The organism is Virgibacillus proomii (assembly GCF_900162615.1).
Taxonomy (GTDB): Bacteria; Bacillota; Bacilli; order Bacillales; family Amphibacillaceae; genus Virgibacillus; species Virgibacillus proomii.
Genome location: NZ_FUFN01000010.1, coordinates 715,632 through 733,678, shown reverse-complemented (window position 1 = coordinate 733,678; position 18,047 = coordinate 715,632). Strand labels below are relative to the sequence as shown.

General features: G+C 35.8%; 18 protein-coding genes and 1 pseudogene. 9 read left to right on the top strand and 10 right to left on the bottom strand.

Annotation, left to right across the window (positions count from 1 at the left end):
- Positions 1-3: 3 nt before the first annotated feature.
- Positions 4-954 carry an ABC transporter substrate-binding protein gene (locus tag BN1066_RS11290; protein ID WP_077319537.1) on the bottom strand — a complete coding sequence of 317 codons (951 nt, stop codon included), beginning with the start codon at positions 952-954 and terminating at the stop codon, positions 4-6.
- A gap of 320 nt (positions 955-1,274) precedes the next feature.
- On the opposite strand from BN1066_RS11290, the gene BN1066_RS11285 reads away from it, so the two are divergent.
- The 7 genes and pseudogenes from BN1066_RS11285 (at position 1,275) to srtB (ending at position 7,832) form a co-directional block, all read left to right on the top strand.
- The gene (locus BN1066_RS11285) at positions 1,275-1,967 is read left to right on the top strand and encodes an NEAT domain-containing protein (protein WP_179104363.1); all 693 of its coding nucleotides are present in this window, start codon (positions 1,275-1,277) and stop codon (positions 1,965-1,967) included.
- On the top strand, positions 1,964-2,599 hold the full coding sequence (gene isdC, locus BN1066_RS11280) for a heme uptake protein IsdC (protein WP_077319533.1): 636 nt from the start codon (positions 1,964-1,966) through the stop codon (positions 2,597-2,599). Before BN1066_RS11285 ends, isdC begins: the two co-directional genes overlap by 4 nt.
- A gap of 26 nt (positions 2,600-2,625) precedes the next feature.
- Positions 2,626-4,305 carry an NEAT domain-containing protein gene (locus BN1066_RS11275; RefSeq protein WP_077319532.1) on the top strand — a complete coding sequence of 560 codons (1,680 nt, stop codon included), beginning with the start codon at positions 2,626-2,628 and terminating at the stop codon, positions 4,303-4,305.
- A gap of 84 nt (positions 4,306-4,389) precedes the next feature.
- Positions 4,390-5,313 (top strand): heme ABC transporter substrate-binding protein IsdE, encoded by a 924-nt coding sequence (gene isdE, locus BN1066_RS11270; protein WP_077319530.1) that lies wholly within the window; start codon positions 4,390-4,392, stop codon positions 5,311-5,313.
- Entirely contained in the window at positions 5,306-6,289 is a 984-nt protein-coding gene (locus BN1066_RS11265; RefSeq protein WP_077319528.1) for a FecCD family ABC transporter permease, read from the top strand. Before isdE ends, BN1066_RS11265 begins: the two co-directional genes overlap by 8 nt.
- Positions 6,279-7,049: an ABC transporter ATP-binding protein gene (locus BN1066_RS11260; protein ID WP_077319526.1), complete on the top strand. Its 771-nt coding sequence runs from the start codon at positions 6,279-6,281 to the stop codon at positions 7,047-7,049. The genes BN1066_RS11265 and BN1066_RS11260 overlap by 11 nt, the downstream gene beginning before the upstream one ends.
- Positions 7,050-7,070: 21 nt before the next feature.
- A pseudogene (gene srtB, locus BN1066_RS11255) lies at positions 7,071-7,832 on the top strand (class B sortase).
- A gap of 725 nt (positions 7,833-8,557) precedes the next feature.
- On the opposite strand, the gene BN1066_RS11250 reads toward srtB, so the two are convergent.
- Complete coding sequence (locus BN1066_RS11250) at positions 8,558-9,652, bottom strand: galactitol-1-phosphate 5-dehydrogenase (RefSeq protein ID WP_077319524.1); 1,095 nt, start codon at positions 9,650-9,652, stop codon at positions 8,558-8,560.
- Between the two features lie 35 nt (positions 9,653-9,687).
- On the bottom strand, positions 9,688-9,849 hold the full coding sequence (locus tag BN1066_RS20255; RefSeq protein ID WP_179104362.1) for a hypothetical protein: 162 nt from the start codon (positions 9,847-9,849) through the stop codon (positions 9,688-9,690).
- Positions 9,850-9,950: 101 nt separating this feature from the next.
- Between BN1066_RS20255 and BN1066_RS20250 the strand changes: the two genes are divergently transcribed.
- A complete protein-coding gene (locus BN1066_RS20250) occupies positions 9,951-10,088 on the top strand; it encodes a hypothetical protein (protein WP_156875359.1) in 138 nt (45 codons plus the stop codon).
- A 113-nt stretch (positions 10,089-10,201) separates the two neighbouring features.
- Here the strand turns inward: BN1066_RS20250 and deoC are convergent, their stop codons facing one another.
- From deoC to BN1066_RS11225, 5 genes are all read right to left on the bottom strand, one after another.
- Positions 10,202-10,861 (bottom strand): deoxyribose-phosphate aldolase, encoded by a 660-nt coding sequence (gene deoC / locus BN1066_RS11245; protein WP_077302356.1) that lies wholly within the window; start codon positions 10,859-10,861, stop codon positions 10,202-10,204.
- Positions 10,862-10,884: 23 nt separating this feature from the next.
- Complete coding sequence (locus tag BN1066_RS11240) at positions 10,885-11,916, bottom strand: zinc-binding dehydrogenase (RefSeq protein ID WP_077319523.1); 1,032 nt, start codon at positions 11,914-11,916, stop codon at positions 10,885-10,887.
- A gap of 165 nt (positions 11,917-12,081) precedes the next feature.
- Positions 12,082-13,341 (bottom strand): galactitol-specific PTS transporter subunit IIC, encoded by a 1,260-nt coding sequence (locus BN1066_RS11235; protein ID WP_077319522.1) that lies wholly within the window; start codon positions 13,339-13,341, stop codon positions 12,082-12,084.
- 257 nt (positions 13,342-13,598) lie between these two features.
- Entirely contained in the window at positions 13,599-13,883 is a 285-nt protein-coding gene (locus BN1066_RS11230) for a PTS sugar transporter subunit IIB (RefSeq protein WP_077319521.1), read from the bottom strand.
- 14 nt (positions 13,884-13,897) lie between these two features.
- Positions 13,898-14,365 carry a PTS sugar transporter subunit IIA gene (locus BN1066_RS11225; RefSeq protein WP_077319520.1) on the bottom strand — a complete coding sequence of 156 codons (468 nt, stop codon included), beginning with the start codon at positions 14,363-14,365 and terminating at the stop codon, positions 13,898-13,900.
- 1,035 nt (positions 14,366-15,400) lie between these two features.
- On the opposite strand from BN1066_RS11225, the gene BN1066_RS11220 reads away from it, so the two are divergent.
- Positions 15,401-15,790, top strand: a complete 390-nt coding sequence (locus BN1066_RS11220; protein ID WP_179104361.1) for a helix-turn-helix domain-containing protein — start codon at positions 15,401-15,403, stop codon at positions 15,788-15,790.
- Positions 15,791-16,541: 751 nt separating this feature from the next.
- On the opposite strand, the gene BN1066_RS11215 is transcribed toward BN1066_RS11220, so the two are convergent.
- Positions 16,542-17,015 carry an arginine repressor gene (locus tag BN1066_RS11215; RefSeq protein ID WP_077319518.1) on the bottom strand — a complete coding sequence of 158 codons (474 nt, stop codon included), beginning with the start codon at positions 17,013-17,015 and terminating at the stop codon, positions 16,542-16,544.
- An 83-nt stretch (positions 17,016-17,098) separates the two neighbouring features.
- Positions 17,099-18,043, bottom strand: a complete 945-nt coding sequence (arcC, locus tag BN1066_RS11210; RefSeq protein WP_077319517.1) for a carbamate kinase — start codon at positions 18,041-18,043, stop codon at positions 17,099-17,101.
- Between the last annotated feature and the right edge of the window lie 4 nt (positions 18,044-18,047).

Below are 18,047 nucleotides of genomic sequence, written 5' to 3'. Positions count from 1 at the left end.
CCTTTATTCCTTCTTCACGTCTTTGATTAATTCATGAAGATAATCTAATGCATCGATCACTTTTGTCCCGGGATTTGTTCCAAACAGATCGGAAGGTAGAATTAGTACGCGATTATTTTTAACTGCCTCCAGTTCATGCCAACCAGCTGTTTGTGACATATCTTTAACTAAACTATTTTTCACTTTTTCAGGATCACCATGAGTCATTATTAAAATCACTTGTGGATTGGCTTTAATAATTCTTTCAGCGTTTAATTGGGCATATTGTGGATACATTTCCAAGCTTGGATAATCGCTAGCAATATTTAATCCCCCTGCCAATTCTAAAATATTCCCGCCTAGTGAATTTGGTAATGCTACCATATTAGTTCCAGGTGCACCATAAACTAATAGTACTCTTGGTTTCTTTTCTACCTTTGATTGCTGTATCGCTGTTAATTTATCATCAATCATATTTATAAGTTGCTGTGCCTCGTTTTCCTTATGGAGTAACTGACCAAAAAGTGCAATTTGCTCTTGAATATCTTTAACAGAGTTAGCATGACTTAGTACCATGTCTGCTCCCATATTTTCTATTACCTGTACATCCTTCGTATTCATTGGATGATTACCCAATACGACGTCAGGTTCGAGCGAGGTAATCTTTTCTACATCCATACTGTGAGTAGAACCAACTTCAAGAGCTTTTTTTGCTTCTTCGACAGACGTTTCTCCCGATGGGCGACCGACCACTTCGTTTCCTAATGCATAGATAATATCTACGTCTCCACGACTGAGTGCTACAATTTTTTCGGGAGTTGTTTCGAAATCAATGGTTCGATCAGCAAAATCAGTAATAGAAAAGGCATTTTCCTTTGGCGCTTTTTTATTCTTTGCTGTTACCCCATCCTGATTACTACAGCCAACGAGAATAAGTAGTAAGATGAATAAAATAAGGAATTTATCTTGCCGCATACATACACTCCTAGTGTTTAAATGATATGAATTCTCAATTAACGCTTATTATAGGTGATAATGATTCTCATTGTCAACAAAAAATAAAAAATTTTAAAAATAAAATAAATAAATAAAATTATAGTTGACATTCTATTAAAATTTGCTATGGTATTAGATGATAATTAAATGAAAATGATTCTCATTATTAACAAGGGGGTGGGAAAAGAAAATACACATTTAAAGTATCTATTTTAGAGTTAAGAAGTTATTGAAACTTCTTTTTATTTTATACCTAATTGATAATGAGAATCAATATCTTTGACGATTGGAGGTTAGTAATGGAGAAACATCGCCATAAAATCTCAGTTATTACTTTACTATTCCTTTATGCTTTCACCTATGTTTGGTATCCATTTAAAAGTAGCGATGCAAAAGCTAAGTTACCAAATGTGGAAGAAGGAGTATATTCACTGGATTACGTAATATTACATGCAGAAACAGACTCCGTATCAATTGCTAATGATTATTTTGAAAAACCTGCAACATACATTGTACATAATGGTGAGCACTATATACGGTTTACGTTAAATCATAGTGCATGGACGAAAGAATTACAGGCACCTATAGGAGATTCATTTGTCGATGTGAAAGTAATCCGTGAAGATAAAAAAGAAAATACAAGAGTTGTTCAGTTTAAGGTGGATCGAGATTTAACGGAACCCATTGAGTTTAAAATGCATGTATTAATTGAATCGATGGAACCAGTTTATGACCACCACTATACAGTACGTTTTAATTTTGATTTAGATAGTTTGGAAAAACTAGATGAACAATCCGTAGTTAATTTGGAAATAAAAGAAGAACACTTCAAAACAACGAAAGAACAGAAGATCACTAAAGAGCACGAAGAAAGTGACACAAAAATCAGTAATCTAGTCATCATCCTCATGGTTTGTATCATAGTTCTTGCTCTTGTGATGATATACATGATTCGAAAAACAAATAAGAAAAAGAAGGAGAATTTAAGTTGAAAAAAATTAATATTCCATTTTTTATTATACTCATAACATTTTTCTCATTTCATGTTAATCATGTAAATGCAGCGGCAACGTATGTTGAAGGGGAACACAGCCTACCTTTTACAGTTTTAAAAGGAGATACGGATGAAAGATCCATGACAAATGATTATCTCGTTTCCCCTGCCAAACTCATTGTTAAAAACGGTAAAAATTTAGTCCAGGTTACTTTAAAGAATAGTTCTTGGTGGCAATCATTCCATGTTCAATCCAAACCAGTAACTGTAGTAAGTGAAGATAACGATACAAGAGTTGTACAATTTGAAGTTCCAGATTTAGATCAACTTGTTAACGCAACCATACATGTTATTGTACCCGATATTGATTATGACAATAAGTATAAAGTACGTTTCCAATTTGACACATCCGGCTTAGTAGCTAGTCCGAACCAAGAAACAAGTACAAACGAAGATAAAGTCGATAACGTGTCGGCAAAAAAAGAAAAGTCGGATGCTAACCAGAATGTTGGAACAAAACAAAAAGCCGAAAAAAACCCAAAAACGTCTGACGAAACACCAATCGTTTTACTAGTAGTAGCTTTAATCGCTTCCGGGTTCATCATGATAAGAAAAATCGCAGTTAAATAAATTGGGAACAGAAAGAGGAGAAGGAAATGAAAAAGTTAGGCTCTATACTTTTATTGACATTCTTAATGCTTATGACTGTTATACCGGTCTTATCACCAGTTGCAGCTGCCGAGACAAATGAAAAAGTATTCGCAGATGGCGAGTATGAATTACCGTTTGTTGTCTGGCAGGAAAAGGAAGATAACACTTCTGTAGCCAATGATTATTTACAAAAACCAGCTAAGTTAATTATTCAAGATGGGAAATATACGGTTCAGACAACATTGAAAAACAGTTCTTGGTGGCAATATTTTAAAGTAGAAAATAACGGAAAATTTATGGATGTGTCAGTGATTAGTGAAAATAAAGAAGAAGATACTCGCGTTGTCCAATTCGATGTTCCTAACCTTGAAGAAATGGTAATTGCTAAAGTCCATATCATCGTTACGGGAATCCCCGGCTTTGAATATGATAACAAGTATAATATTCGCTTTAAATTCGATCAATCCCATATTCCGTTAGTAGAAAAACCGATTGATCCGGAAAAACCAATACCAGAAGAGCCTAGTAAGGACGAGAATACTCCAGCTATTATAGAAGTAGATGACGGCAATTATACGATCGAAGTTGCTGCATTACATGCTAAAGAGGACAAGCCATCCGGCATGTCAAGATATATTGATAAGACGGCTTCCTTATCTGTAAAAGATGGAAAAACTCACCTTACCCTCACCTTAAATGATCATCGAACAATTACGGCATTCCAAATAGATGGAAAGGAACCGGTAGAAGAAAATATAAATGAAGCCGAAAATTGGAGAAAAGTTACGTATGAGTTGAATCAGCTAGCAACTATCCTGAATGCAAACGTACAATACAAGGTCGGATCGCACAAAGGAGATCAACCACTTAGACTATCGTTCAATCAAAATAGTTTAAAAGAAGTAGAAGTTAAACAACCCGATAAAGATCAGACAGATCTAAATAAAAAGCCAGAAGTTCCCACTGATAAGTCGGAAAATTCAAATAAAGAACCGAAAAAACAGACTAAACAGCCAACCGAATCGAATAAAAAGATCGATCCAAAAAACTTGAAAGAGGGAGAGTATTCGATTGCTTATAGCGTATTAAAAAATAATACGAATCAAGTATCTGTTATGAATGATTATGTCGTCAGCCCAGGTCATTTAAAAGTAAAAAATGGAGAAAAAAAGATTGCTATTACCTTAAAAAACAGCTCGTGGATTACAGATTTTAAAGTATATCACAAAGGAAAGCTAATTGATCCAAAAGTATTAAGTCATGATTCTAAGGCAGATACTCGTGTCGTGGAATTTGCAGTAGAAGATTTATTTACCAAATTAGATGGCTGGGTAAAGGTTGATATTCCAGAATTAAATTATCACCATGAATATGATATTCAATTTCATTTTGATCCTAACTCCATCCAATTCCTTAAGGAAGAAGAATCCTACCCGCAGCAAAAAAATATAGATGTGACTAAACTGCCTTTGAAAAAACAAGAGAATAAAGAAGAACAAAGGCCAATATTTGATCGTAATGAAGATCGCGGTGATAAACAGAGTCTAGCCACTACTAAAGAAAAGGGAAAACAAATCAACAATCCAAGTACAAGCGATACAGCTAAACTTGTTTTATTTACTAGTTTATTATTAGGTTCTTTAATCCCTCTAGTAATTAAATTACGTAAAAAATACGTTCAATGATGTAACAACTATTATTGGAGTCTTGTTGCACACGAAACAAGACTCCCACTTTACAATTTTTACGATAAGGGAGCCATGATGCTCATGAAAAAGCAATTCATATTTCTTTTGATTACAGTAATCATTGGATTAGGTGGTTGCTCAGGAGAAGGAAATGGAAAAACTACTGTTAGAGAAGCTAGTGACCCTGAAAATAATCGTATCGTTGCTACTACAGTTGCCGTTACAGAAATATTGGATGCACTTAAACTGGACTTAATTGGAATCCCAACAAGCCATAAAGATTTACCAAAGAGATATAACGGCGTAACAGAAGTAGGGAATCCGATGAGTCCTGATATGGAACGAATTATGTCGTTAAATCCCAAAGAAGTAATGTCTGTAACAACACTAAAATACGATTTAGAATCTGTATTTGATGATGCAGGCATTCATACCCGATATGTCAATTTACAAAGTATAGAACATATGCATAAAGAGATAATCGATCTTGGTAAAGAGTATGATCGCGAAGCAGAGGCAGAAAAAATCGTACAAACTTTTGAAGAGAAGGTAGCTGAAATTAATAAAAAAATTCAAGGAAAGAAACCTCCACGTGTCCTTATTTTAATGGGAGTACCAGGTAGTTATTTAGTAGCAACTGATCGCTCTTATATCGGAAATTTGGTAGAAATATCCGGTGGAACCAACGTGTTTTCAGGAGAAAAGGTCGAATACCTAGCTTCCAATACAGAATATTTACAACGGGCAAACCCGGATATTATATTACGAGCAGCACACGGTATGCCTGATGAAGTAGTTAAGATGTTTGATAAAGAATTTAAGGAAAATGATATTTGGAAGCATTTTAACGCGGTAAAAAATGACCGGGTGTATGACTTAGAGGAACTTCTTTTCGGTACAACCGCTAATCTGGCTGCTCCCCAAGCATTAGATGCATTGTTTGGCATGTTGTATCCTGAAGAAAATGAAAGTAACGAGATAGAAAAGGGTGTCCATGGTGAATAAGCGAATCATTAGTTTTATGACAATTATTTTATTATTAAGCCTCGTAATCGTATTATCTGCAACTTCAGGAAGTATTCACGTATCCTTGGTGGAGCTTATTCAAGGGTTGATATCTGGAACAAATGACAATGTCGAGGTCATTAAAGATCTGCGTTTACCAAGAATAATTATTGCTATATTTGCCGGAGCAGCACTATCCGTTTCTGGTGTACTTATACAGGCAGTTATGAAAAATCCGTTAGCTGAACCTGGGATTATTGGTGTATCATCTGGTGCAGAATTCATGAGTATGTTGATGGTAAGTATTTTTCCAACATTATTCTTTTATACCCCGTTATTTGCCTTTTTAGGTGGCTCGATAGCCTTTTTCCTAGTTTATTCATTTTCTTGGAAGTCGGGATTGAATCCATTGCGCATGATTTTAATCGGGGTAGCTATTCATGCTATTTTTACAAGTTTAAGCCAAACCTTTAACTATCGCGGGAGCTATACCTCTTCCATGGTGCAAGAAGTAACAACCTCCACATTATCTATGAAGAAATGGGCAGATGTTGAAATCATCGTTGTTTACGGTACGATCGGGTTAATCTTGGCGTTTTTGGTATTTGCTTGGTGTAATTATTTAGCATTAGAAGATAAAACCGCTAAAAGCTTAGGGTTAAATGTAAATGTTGCTCGTTTTGTTATTTCATCAATTGCTGTTTTGTTAGCTGGCATTGCAACGGTAACAGCTGGCTTGTTCTTATTTGTCGGCTTACTTGTACCTCATATTGGGCGCATTTTAGTAGGGACGGACCATAAAGTTCTTATCCCCTTTTCAGCAATCCTAGGGGCTTTGTTAATTTTATTATCTGATACGTTAGGAAGAATCATCATTGCACCAAATGAAATTCCTGCCTCAATTATTATGGCATTAATCGGTGGGCCATTTCTCATACTTTTACTAAGGAAGAGTGATCGAGTTTATGGAACTTAAAGATATTACATTTTCATACGACCATAAAAACAATCATCTAATCAATATAAGCGGAGAAATTGATCTTGGTAAAATAACTACGATCATTGGTCCGAATGGCAGCGGAAAGTCAACACTACTTGGAGTATTGTCCAAACACTATACACCTTACAAAGGAAGCGTGCGATTAGACGGTAAACGATTAGTTGATTTTAAGCCAAAGGAATTCGCTAAAAAAGTAGCGGTTGTTCATCAAAAAAACAGCGCTCCAGCTGATATGACAGTAGAAAAATTAATTAGTTATGGCAGGTTACCTTATCGGTTAATTTTTTCTCAAAATAAAAAAGCAGATGCTAAAGCAATTGAATGGGCTCTTAACAAGACTAACTTATTAGCAAAAAGAAACCATCAGCTCCATACCTTATCTGGTGGAGAGCAACAACGAGTTTGGATTGCCTTAACCTTAGCCCAACATACACCTTTTCTATTTTTAGATGAACCGACAACTTATTTGGATATCTATTATCAATATGAGTTATTAGAACTGATTAAAGAATTGAATACAGAATTAGGCATAACTATTGTAATGGTACTCCATGACATCAATCAGGCTATTCGATATAGTGACATTATCATTGCTATGAAGGATGGTCAAATAGTAAGAAAAGGTACTCCAAAACGAGTAATTACAAATGAGCTTATGAAAAAAGTCTACGGGGTAAACGTTCTTGTAAAAGAAGATGAAGATACAGGGCTTTATACAATTCCAATTGGGATTTAAGGTTCAACTTGGGGTGATAAAATGAGTGGTAAGAAAATCCGGAAATGGCTTTCTAATGTGGTGATAACTATTTGTATTGGGGTGTTTATATATTCAGCGTATGAATTAGGATCCCTAGGATTGGATTACTATCATAATCGGCAAGTACTCGCTGATGTGCAGGATATATATGCGACACATACAAATCGTTCTGAGACATCAGCTAAGAAAGGTGAGATACGAAAGCAATTTAAGGAATTACACAAAATTAATTCGGATATTGTCGGTTGGCTTACGATAGATAAAACAAAAATCAATTACCCTATTTTGCAAGCTGACAATAATGAGCATTATTTATATCGAAATTATAAAGAGGAAAACTCAAGAGCCGGCAGTATTTTTATGGATTATCGTAATAATGTAGCTTCATATAATCGTAATATTATTTTATAAGGACATAACATGAAGGATGGAACAATGTTTCATACTTTAAGAAAGTATACGGACAAAGAATTTTTTACAAATCACCGTAACGTATTTTTTGATACGATGTATGACAGCTATGATGCAGAAGTATTTTCTGTCTATCATACTACAACCGACTTTGATTATATTCAAACTGATTTTGCTACCCAGAATGAGTACAAACAATTAGTTGAGGAAATTCAAGATAAATCAATCTTCAAATCAGATGTAAAAGTGAATGAGAATGATACGATAATTACACTGTCCACTTGTGATTATACACTGGATCCCGATGAAGGGCGTTTTGTTGTTCATGCAAAAATCTCTAAACAAGAGTAAGTTTTTTAGAAAAACTTGGCTTGTCGCCAAGCCTTAAGCGAAAGCTGTAGTTTTTCTTATACGATAAAGTGAAACTTCATTTCTTGGAATGCTTTTCCCAAGAAATGTTAGTTGAACGAATCGGGCATTTAGGTGCCGTTCTCTTCCACTTAGATCCTTTTGTATTAACTCAAGATTTTGAAGTGGGAGTCTTACGGCACCTTACATGCGGGATAAAGTGAAACTTCATTCCGTGAAATGCTTTTTACACGGAATGTTAGTACCACAAGGGTATGACCTAAAGGCCCTTGAACCAATCGGGCATTTAGGTGCCGTTTTCTCCCACTTTGACCCTTTGCACGAATTCAGGACTTGAAGTGGGAAACTTACGGCACCTTACATGCGGGATAAAGCCTAAAGTTTTATACTTTCCCTATAGTAGAATAATAGCAATTCGTTAGCAACGTACAAACGGCAGAACTTTCTGATGAGATAAAGAAAATACGGCGACAAGAGGAGCCGATGTTGACTTATTGTAGGAAGAAGTTCAAAGTTTGATAGGCGTTGAGCACATAAGCTAGATAAAGCTATTTTTCAAAAAATGATCCACCATGAAAAAATAAATTATAATTTCTGAAGCAATAAAAAAGCAGGCTCAGACATTATTTGAATGAGCCTGTGCGCCTTTTGCCACTTTAAAATGACATAAAATTACTAAAAACTGCTGTCGTACCATTTTGATATATTTATATGGTTATTGTCTCTCTGGCTATTCCTCCTGTTTTTTCGATTATTTCGGGATGAAATAACACTTTAACGGAATCGATTTGATTATTTACTATTTTTTGAAATACATCTGGTCCCTCAGCTAATGAAAAGATATGTGATATCATGGATTCCGATCTAATTAGACCCTTACTCATATAATCGATGGTTGCACTCCATTCTTTACCTGGAAACGGGGAAGATACCGCATTCCATGAACCATAAATAGTCAATTCATTGCGAACAATTTTTTCAAAATAAAAACGTTCTATATTGATATTTGCATACGGTATCCCCATAAATACTACTTCTCCGCCTTTACATGGTAATGCGAGAACCTGTTCAGAAGTAATAGGTGATCCTGCAGACTCTACGGCTAAATCTACTCCTCTCCCATTCGTATGTTCCATTATTTGTTTATATGCAGGTTTTTCTCTGGAATTAATAATCACATCGGCACCAAGCTTTTTGGCAATAGCTAATTTCTTCTGGTCTATATCAATAGCATATATTTTTTTTGCGCCAAAAATCTTCGCCCATTGTACAGCTAATAATCCAATACTGCCAACCCCCATAATAGCTATTTCAGCCCCAGCCTGAATGCTAGTTTGGTAAAATCCGTGTGCAACAACAGCAGATGGCTCTACCATTGCTGCTGTATCATAGTCTACATTATCTGGCAATTTCAAAACATGACTTTCTGGTAGTTTCGTATATTCAGCATAGGCTCCCGGATGAAATGCACCAATAACAACTAACTTTTCACAACGCGCAGGTTCTCCCCTAAGACAACTATCACATTTCTTACACACAAACGCAGGACAACCCGCAACTCGATCTCCTACTTTTACTTGTTTGACATCTTCACCAACTTCTACAACTTCTCCAGCAAACTCATGACCAAATGTCATTCCTTTTATATAGGGACCTAATTTGATGAATCTAGATAGATCAGATCCACAAATCCCTACTGATTTCACCTTAATAATAACATCCTCTCTATTCTTAATAGTTGGCTTAGGGGTGTTTTCTTCAAAACGAATATCTTTTTCTCCATATAAATTCAAAGCTCTCACGATGACCGTCCCCTTCTTTAGCTATTCGCTATTATTTAGCTTTTTGAGTCACTTTGTATATTTCTGCTTCTATTAAAGAACAGGTTATATGCTGCAAGACCGATCAAAATCGTGTTAAAAAATAGTTGATTTTTAAAATAAAATTGGCTAATTACTCTAAAAGGCCCTAACATAACATCTAAAAAAATATCTATCATGATTGTCCTCCCCTATCGATAGCAGCTAAAATTTAACCTATAAACAATATTGATTTGTGTAATAAAGTGAAACTTCATTCAAGGAGTGCTTTTCTCCTTGAATGTTAGTTAAACGAATCGGGGATTTAGGAGCCGTTTTTCTCATCATGTTTGCAACATCATTAGCACATGTTGGAAAGGAGAAAAATACGGATCCTTACATCCGGGATAAAATGAAACTTCATTTCTTGGAACGCTAGTTAGTGGAACCAATCGGACATTTAGGTGCCGTTTTCTCCAATTCAGACTTCGCCGTATTCCTTTCACTCCTAAAGGGGGAGAATTACGGCACCTTCCATGCGGGAGCCACCCATTAATAAGCATCATGATTAATCATTACGATTGCACTGCTAGAGCCAATACGATTTGCACCAGCTTTCACCATTTGAACAGCTTCTTGATATGTTTTTACTCCTCCAGCAGCTTTGACACCTATTTTGTCTTTTGCAATGGAGCGAAGTAACTGCACATCTTCAATGGTTGCACCACTACCATTAAATCCCGTAGACGTTTTCACAAAGTCTGCCCCGGCTTCCATGATTAATTCCGTTGCTATGATTTTTTCTTTCTCTGTTAGCAACCCTGTTTCAATAATTACTTTAGTCGTCAACCCGTTAGCAACTTTAACCACTTCTTCAATATCGTTTTTCACAACATCAAATTCGCCAGATTTGAGGGCTCCAATATTAATGAGCATATCCATTTCTTCAGCACCATTTTTAATCCCTTGTTTTGCTTCTTCTACTTTGACATGAGTTACTGCTCCTCCTAACGAAAACCCGATTGGGATTCCAACCTTAATATGGTGTGGGGATAAAAGACGATGCGCATATGAAACATAGTAAGGATTAACAAAAACAGTTTTAAAACCATATTCAATAGCTTCTTCGCAAAATATTTTAATACATTTTCTCGTTGCGATTGGATTCAATAGCGTATAATCAATTAGAGAAATCAAATCCTGTTTAGTCATTTAAACACATCCTTTTGATTCTATTATTCTGCCGGAACTAACAATACTTTAATAGCATCTCCACTCTTTATTACCTGGTATGCTTCATCCCATTGTGTAATATCAAATTCATGAGTTACTAGAGCTTTCGCATTTACTTTTCCTTCATTCATCAATGCTAACGCCGGCTCCCAATCAGCTGAATGTTGACTTCTGCTCCCCACTACATGTATCTCATGTTGAATGACTTTTTCTAAATCAAACGGTACGGCTGGTTGAGAAAATATTCCTACTTGCACATAATTACCTTTTTTTCGTAATACATCTAAACCTTGTTTGGCAGCAGGCACTGTTCCTGAACATTCAAACACCGCATCTGCTCCATATCCACTTGTTATTTTATTAACAACTTTTTGAACATCGCTTTTTTGTGAATCTAACGCGATATCAACCCCAAGTTCTTTTGCTTTATCCAGACGAATTTTATCATTGGTTAGTCCAGTAATAATTACCTTGGCTCCAAAGCTCTTTGCTACTTGTGCTGTCAGTAAACCAATTGGACCGGGCCCGATGACAACAACAACATCCCCCTCATTGATTTTTGTTTTTGAGACAGCATGATACGTACATGCTAGTGGTTCAGTCATGGCAGCTGATTTATAGTCTACGTTCTCTGGAAGAACGTGGACACTTTCTTTTCTAGCAATTAAATATTTAGCAAATCCACCATCTTGATGAGTTCCTAAGCCTTTTCGGTGATCACAAAGATTATAATCCCCTGACCCACAATATCTACATTCACCACAGATATAAAAAGTAGTTTCAGAAGTTACTCGGTCACCCACTTTAAATTCAGTTACATTATCACCAACTTCTACAACTTCACCGGAAAATTCATGACCTAAAGTAACTGGTGCTTGAACTTTATAATGTCCTTCATACGTATGAATATCAGATCCACAAATACCAGCATATTTAATTTTAATTTTCACTTGATCTTTTCCGGGAATTGGCTCCTTCTTATCCTGAATTTCGAGATTGCCGAATCCTAATTCTGTTTTAACTAAGGATTTCATTGGTTTATCCTCCTCTGTTCGCTTTAAATATCTTCCATTACCCCTGTTTTCTTAGATTTCTCAAACACCTATGAAGTTTTTTAACAACCCATGGAATCTATATATACCATTACGCCCAATGGTATCGGGATTTCTTACTTTTAGATATATTTTTGAGGCCTAACTTTAATGAAATAACTCGAAAAATTTCCAAATCAACCAATTGAATAGATTGCCTCCTTGGTCAATACTAGAAACCTTTGCAGATCCTTCTGGAAGCTTAATTTCTGCACTCATCGCCATATCGGTAAATACCGGTGCGATATCTGTAGCCATATAAAGGGATAGCGCAATCATAACTGTTCCTACAATAATAGAGTGGATAATATTACCTCTAGCAGCACCTACAATAAAAGCAACGATAAATGGAATAGTTGCCAAGTCACCGAATGGAAGTACATGGTTACCAGGTAACATTACAGCAATTAATACCGTAACAGGTGTTAAAATAAGAGCTGTAGCAATTACAGATGGATGCCCCAATAATACAGCTGCATCTAAACCAATCGTAATATCACTTTCTCCAAATCGATTATTTAACCATGTACGAGCTGATTCTGAAACAGGCATTAGACCCTCCATTAAAATTTTTACCATTCGTGGCATCAAAATCATAACTGCAGCCATAGACATACCGACTTCAATAACTTCCCCAACACGATAACCAGCAAGTAAACCGATTATTATACCAAGAAATAAACCAACAACCATGGAATCTCCAAAAACCCCAAAACGCTTTTGAATAGAATCTGGATCTGCATGTAAATTCTTTAATCCAGGAATTTTCTGGATCCATTTTACTAAAAAGATAAATGGTGCATATGAAATAGTACTACCAGTAGCAACCGATACTCCTGGCATTTCATAAAAGTCTCTCACCATTGGTGTTGTCCAGTCAGCAACCTTTAAACAAACGATTTGAAATATAACAGCAGCAATTAGACCTTGGATAATGCTTCCAGATATTGTATACACTACGGCGGCCGCAAACGTATAATGCCAAAAATTCCAAACATCCACATTCATTACTTTCGTTGTTTTCGTTAATAACATGATGGCATTGACAATCAGTCCTAGGGGAATAATAAATGCTGCTACAACTGATGCCCATGCTATGGAAGAAGTAGCTGGCCAACCTACATCAATTACATTTAATTCTACGTTTAATCGATTCACCATTCCTTGTGCAGCTGGCCCAAGATTAAGCGTCAACAAATCAATAACTAAAAATATTCCTACAAATGCTACACCAATTGTTACAGCCGAACGAAATGCTTTACCCACCTTCTGACCGAAAAATACTCCTAATATAAAAATGGCTACAGGTAAAATTACTGTTGCACCTAACCCTAGAAAGCTTTGAATAAATTCAACAAATGATTGCAATTATTTAACCTCCTCCAACTCAGATAAGATATAAAGTGAAACTTCATTCCGTGGAACGCTTTTTACACGGAATGTTAGTACCTTAATGGTATGACCTAAAGGCCCTTGAACGAATCGGGCATTTAGGTGCCGTTTGCTACCACTTAGACCCTTTTGTGTACCAACTCAGGATCTTAATGTGGGAGTCTTACGTCACCTTACATGCGGGATAAAGGATTTCTCGGCTCTATCGAAAACCGAGAACTCCATTCGTAGTATTATTTTTCAAGTTCGTCTACTATTTGTTTTTTCGTCTCCTCTGTACCTATACCAGTTAAAAATGAGCGTGCATTAATTACTGGAAACGGATACTCTTTTTTCGTCATTGCGGTTGTTACCAACAGATCTGCTGTATCTAAGTACGATTCAACTTCTGCAATTTTAATTTGAATCAGGTTGACATCTATATTATTTTTCCTAGCAATTTCCTCAATTGCACCATTTACCACTGTAGAAGTTGCAATCCCCGCTCCACATGCTACTAGCACCGTCTTTTTTGCCATGACAATCACCTCTTTTAAGTAATACCTAGCTTCTTTTTTAACAGATTTTTTATATCCGTTTTATTTTTTTGACTTACGATATACGTTAATGTTTTTTCATCTTGAAAAATTTGCATTAATTTTTGTAATAAAGTTAATTGAGAATTGGGTTCATTCATTGCTAACATAAAAATTAATTGAACTGGCGTTGTGTTATTTCCATCCCCCATAATAAAGAAATCAACTGGATGCTTTAAAATAGCAAGACTTATTGTTTTCGTTTTGACATGTTTGATATCTGTATGGGGTATAGCTACTGACACGCCATTTGTGGGGAGACCGGTTGGATACTCTGCTTCCCTTTGAACAATTGCAGGAATAAAACTTCTTTTAACTAGGTTTTGATCGACAAGATTTTGGGCAACTATTTCTAATGCTTGCTCTTTCGTCTTGGCTTCAATATCCGTCAAAATAACGGATTCGTCTAAAAAGCAATCACTCATTCCTTCACCTCATTTCATAAAGGACAAGATTAATTCTTAGAATCGAATCATTTCGTCAACAGATTCGGCGTTAGTATTCGGTTTCTTTTTTATTAGAACCTAAACCTACTACATTCAATAGCTGCACATGAATGTCTTATGGTTTGTCTACTAGAGATTGATAAAGTGAAGCTTCATTCAAGGAATGCTTTTCTCCTTGAATGGTAGCACCTCAAGGGTATGACCTAAAGGTCTCCTGAACGAATCGGGCATTTAGGTGCCGTTTTTTCCCACTTAGACCCTTTTGTATCAACTTAGTTCTTGAAGTGGGAATCTTACGGCACCTTACATGCGGGATAATACCAAAGAATTTTATATTCCATTCGTATACTACTCATCTCCCCTCTTTGCCAGCATCTTCATGGGGATACATGGAGAGATACATTAGGACGCATTGACGATATAAGAATTCGTTCCTCCATATTCAAACAAATCGACATAACTCGGTTCTATCTTTTTAATTTTAAAATATACTCAGCACTACCATATGAATGAATTGCATCAACTAAATGGTGTGATCAATCAAGTGATTATGGTAGCTATCTAAAGTTTGTTGCACAAATTAGGACGGAATAATAACTATAAAAAATATCCTGGTTTATGCATTTCACTTCATCACTACACACATCGGTTAAATGCCGAATGCATATCTCTTAAATCGACATGAACAAGAAAATTGCGAACGATTAAGAGATGTACTTCCATCTCAAAGCTTATAGATAACAAGTTTCGATTCCCCCCCTGAAACTAGTACCTCTGCATCATGTGATCCCCTATTAGTCTTTCTATTCCCATCAAAAATTCAGCCTCATTTACTTCTTGTAAATACTGCACTGTAAAAGTATTACACAGATGATCACTCCCATTATTTTTTCTCATTATACACAACATTTTGTTGTTTGTAAACCAATATATAATTTTTTGTTGTTTTTACTATTATTTACAATTTACAATTGTATAATTTTGCTAAGAATAGTAGAAAAGGGGAGAAAGTCTGTGTACAGTTTTAGTAAACGATTAACTGATGTACGAGTTGAAGCTGGCTATAGCCAAAAGGATCTTGCTAAAGAACTAAATATTACTACTAGTGCGTATGGTTACTATGAACAAGGAAGAAATGAACCACCCTTGGAAACAGTAAGACTATTAGCCAAGAAACTGAACGTATCAGCAGACTATTTATTAGGATTGATTCATGAGCCAAAACATCCTATCAAGTATAAAATTACAGATGACCTCACATTAACAGATGCCGAATTATTAACAGTAAAGGAATTGAAAGAAAAACAGCTGTTAAGTGAGTTAAGTAACAACCCAGTTAAAAACGTTGAAAAGTTAGTCCGATTTTGGGAGTTTATGAACAAGGAAACACAAGAGAAAGGCTAATCTAGCTTAAATATGCAACGTCTTCCTTCACCATGAAACTATATTTTATTAGATCATAAGACATCCAACCTATATCTTCTTCATTTTCAAACACCTTGCAATAAGCCCATTCTATTTTCATCATCGTTTACTTAGAAACTTTTGCTGAGCAAGCATCTCAAGGTTTTATTTAGCGCTTCTTTTATACAGGAACTCTATTGAATTTTTGTCTCAACTATTACATTATATTTAATCCTATTTAATCGAAAGGAACCTAAAAGAAACAGCTGACCAAATAGTTTTGAGCAGGGCTTCATTTACTATACTCGTACAGATGCAAGTGGTTGGAAAGATATTTCGCTTTATTGGATAACGATAAAATTAGGAAAGAGGCTTATTGACCATAAAGACACAATAGATATAACTTATTTTGATGGACAAAAAACTGCCAATATAGAAGGCGATCGTTGATATAATAATGAGGAAATGATTAGAATAACTTGGCTTGTCGCCAAGTCCTTATGGCGAAAGTTTCCTACAGTGAAATCAAAGAAATAAGACATTTGAGGACGTTTTCTATCAAACGCTTAGGAAAATACTCCTTAGTTTATGATAAAGAACAGAAAAAATGGCGAAGTGAGTCTATTGATAGATAAAGAAATGAACAAGAACAGGCAAAATTGTTCACTAATATGGTGTTGCTTCTAGTCTTGGACTCCAATCGTATGTAAAAAACCTGTAGCATTAATGGCCGGATTTTTCAAGTATGCGTTTAAGAGGTGTCTTTATTCCATATTGTCATACACTTCTTTTTTACTTCTTCTGCTTCGAGTTTAGTTCGACATAGCAATAAGCAGTTATCATCGCCACTAATGACACCTACTACCGATTTCCAATCTAAAGATTCCATCAAATAACCGATTGCTCCTGCGTTCCCAGGATCTGTCTTGATAATAACAAAGATCCCTGTTGCTTCAATTGATAGAATAGTCTCAGAGAAAAACTGTTGTAACTTTTGGATTGTGGGATCGGAATTTTCCTTTATATTATTGAATAAACTGTACCTTTCTACTCCATCTGGTGAACATTCTTTACTTATTTGCATCTCTTGGATATCTCTTGAAATAGTTGTTGGTGTAACGTTATATCCATGTTCCTTTAATAACCGCCATAATTCTTTTTGGGTATGGACTTCGTTTGTCCGTATAAGTTCACGAATTTTTTCCTGGCGTTCTTTTTTATTCATAAGACTTTCCTCCAGTATCCAAACAAAAGAGGAATACAATTACAAAATGTAATCCCTCCCTCGTTTATGAAAGCACATATTTGTTATTGATTTTTTATAACCGTTCCTGCTTTTTCTTTAACAGCCTCCATTGCTTTGTTCAAGGAAGTGATAATACATTTTCTACCAGGATTCGATTCAACAAACGCAATTGCAGCCTCCACTTTTGGCAGCATACTACCAGCAGCGAATTGACCTTCAGCTGCGTATTTTCTTAATTCTTCTGTTGTCACCTGTTCTAATGTTGTTTGATTAGCCGCTTGATAATTAACATATACATGTTCCACCTCAGTTAAAATAACAAGCGTGTCTGCTTGAATAAGCTCTCCTAGTTTCTCTGAAGCAAAATCTTTATCAATGACAGCCTCTACGCCAAAAATCTTATTATCCTTTCGATAGACTGGAATTCCACCACCTCCAGTACTGATCACAACCGTTCCATTATCCACTAACGATTTAATTACTTCATGTTCCAGGATTTTTACTGGCTGTGGGGAAGGGACAACTCTTCTCCAACCTCTTCCAGCGTCTTCCTTGAATGTAACGCCGTTTTTTTCCATCTGTTCTTTTGCTTCCCTTTCTGAATAAAACGGGCCAATTGGCTTTGTTGGATTATTGAAAGCCTCATCATCAGGGTTAACCTCCACCCTTGTTATGATCGAAGCTACTCGTTTATCCAAGCCTGCTACATGCAGTTGATCATTTATGGCGTTTTCCAACCAATAACCAATCATTCCTTGACTCATAGCGCCACATGTATCTAAAGGCATAGCAGGTGTTTGTTCACTATGGGATTGAATTTGTTGTAATAAAATATTTCCAACTTGAGGCCCATTCCCATGTGTAATAGCCACTTGATAACCTTGTTTAATAATCTTAATCAATTGTTCTGCAGTATGGTTTAATGCTTGCTGTTGTGCCTCAGCTGTTGCACTACCAGACTGGATCGCATTTCCACCCAGAGCAATAACAATTCGTTCATTTCCCATTCTT

Excerpts from the sequence above, each read along its gene's own strand:
- BN1066_RS11260 (WP_077319526.1), top strand. The coding sequence starts at position 6,279 with ATGGAACTTAAAGATATTACATTTTCATACGACCATAAAAACAATCAT.
- BN1066_RS11215 (WP_077319518.1), bottom strand. The coding sequence starts at position 17,015 with ATGAATAAAAAAGAACGCCAGGAAAAAATTCGTGAACTTATACGGACA.
- BN1066_RS11275 (WP_077319532.1), top strand. The coding sequence starts at position 2,626 with ATGAAAAAGTTAGGCTCTATACTTTTATTGACATTCTTAATGCTTATG.
- BN1066_RS11285 (WP_179104363.1), top strand. The coding sequence starts at position 1,275 with ATGGAGAAACATCGCCATAAAATCTCAGTTATTACTTTACTATTCCTT.
- BN1066_RS11240 (WP_077319523.1), bottom strand. The coding sequence starts at position 11,916 with ATGAAATCCTTAGTTAAAACAGAATTAGGATTCGGCAATCTCGAAATT.
- arcC (WP_077319517.1), bottom strand. The coding sequence starts at position 18,043 with ATGGGAAATGAACGAATTGTTATTGCTCTGGGTGGAAATGCGATCCAG.
- BN1066_RS11290 (WP_077319537.1), bottom strand. The coding sequence starts at position 954 with ATGCGGCAAGATAAATTCCTTATTTTATTCATCTTACTACTTATTCTC.
- isdE (WP_077319530.1), top strand. The coding sequence starts at position 4,390 with ATGAAAAAGCAATTCATATTTCTTTTGATTACAGTAATCATTGGATTA.
- BN1066_RS20250 (WP_156875359.1), top strand. The coding sequence starts at position 9,951 with ATGTTAGTTAAACGAATCGGGGATTTAGGAGCCGTTTTTCTCATCATG.
- BN1066_RS11230 (WP_077319521.1), bottom strand. The coding sequence starts at position 13,883 with ATGGCAAAAAAGACGGTGCTAGTAGCATGTGGAGCGGGGATTGCAACT.
- BN1066_RS11225 (WP_077319520.1), bottom strand. The coding sequence starts at position 14,365 with ATGAGTGATTGCTTTTTAGACGAATCCGTTATTTTGACGGATATTGAA.
- deoC (WP_077302356.1), bottom strand. The coding sequence starts at position 10,861 with ATGACTAAACAGGATTTGATTTCTCTAATTGATTATACGCTATTGAAT.
- BN1066_RS20255 (WP_179104362.1), bottom strand. The coding sequence starts at position 9,849 with ATGATAGATATTTTTTTAGATGTTATGTTAGGGCCTTTTAGAGTAATT.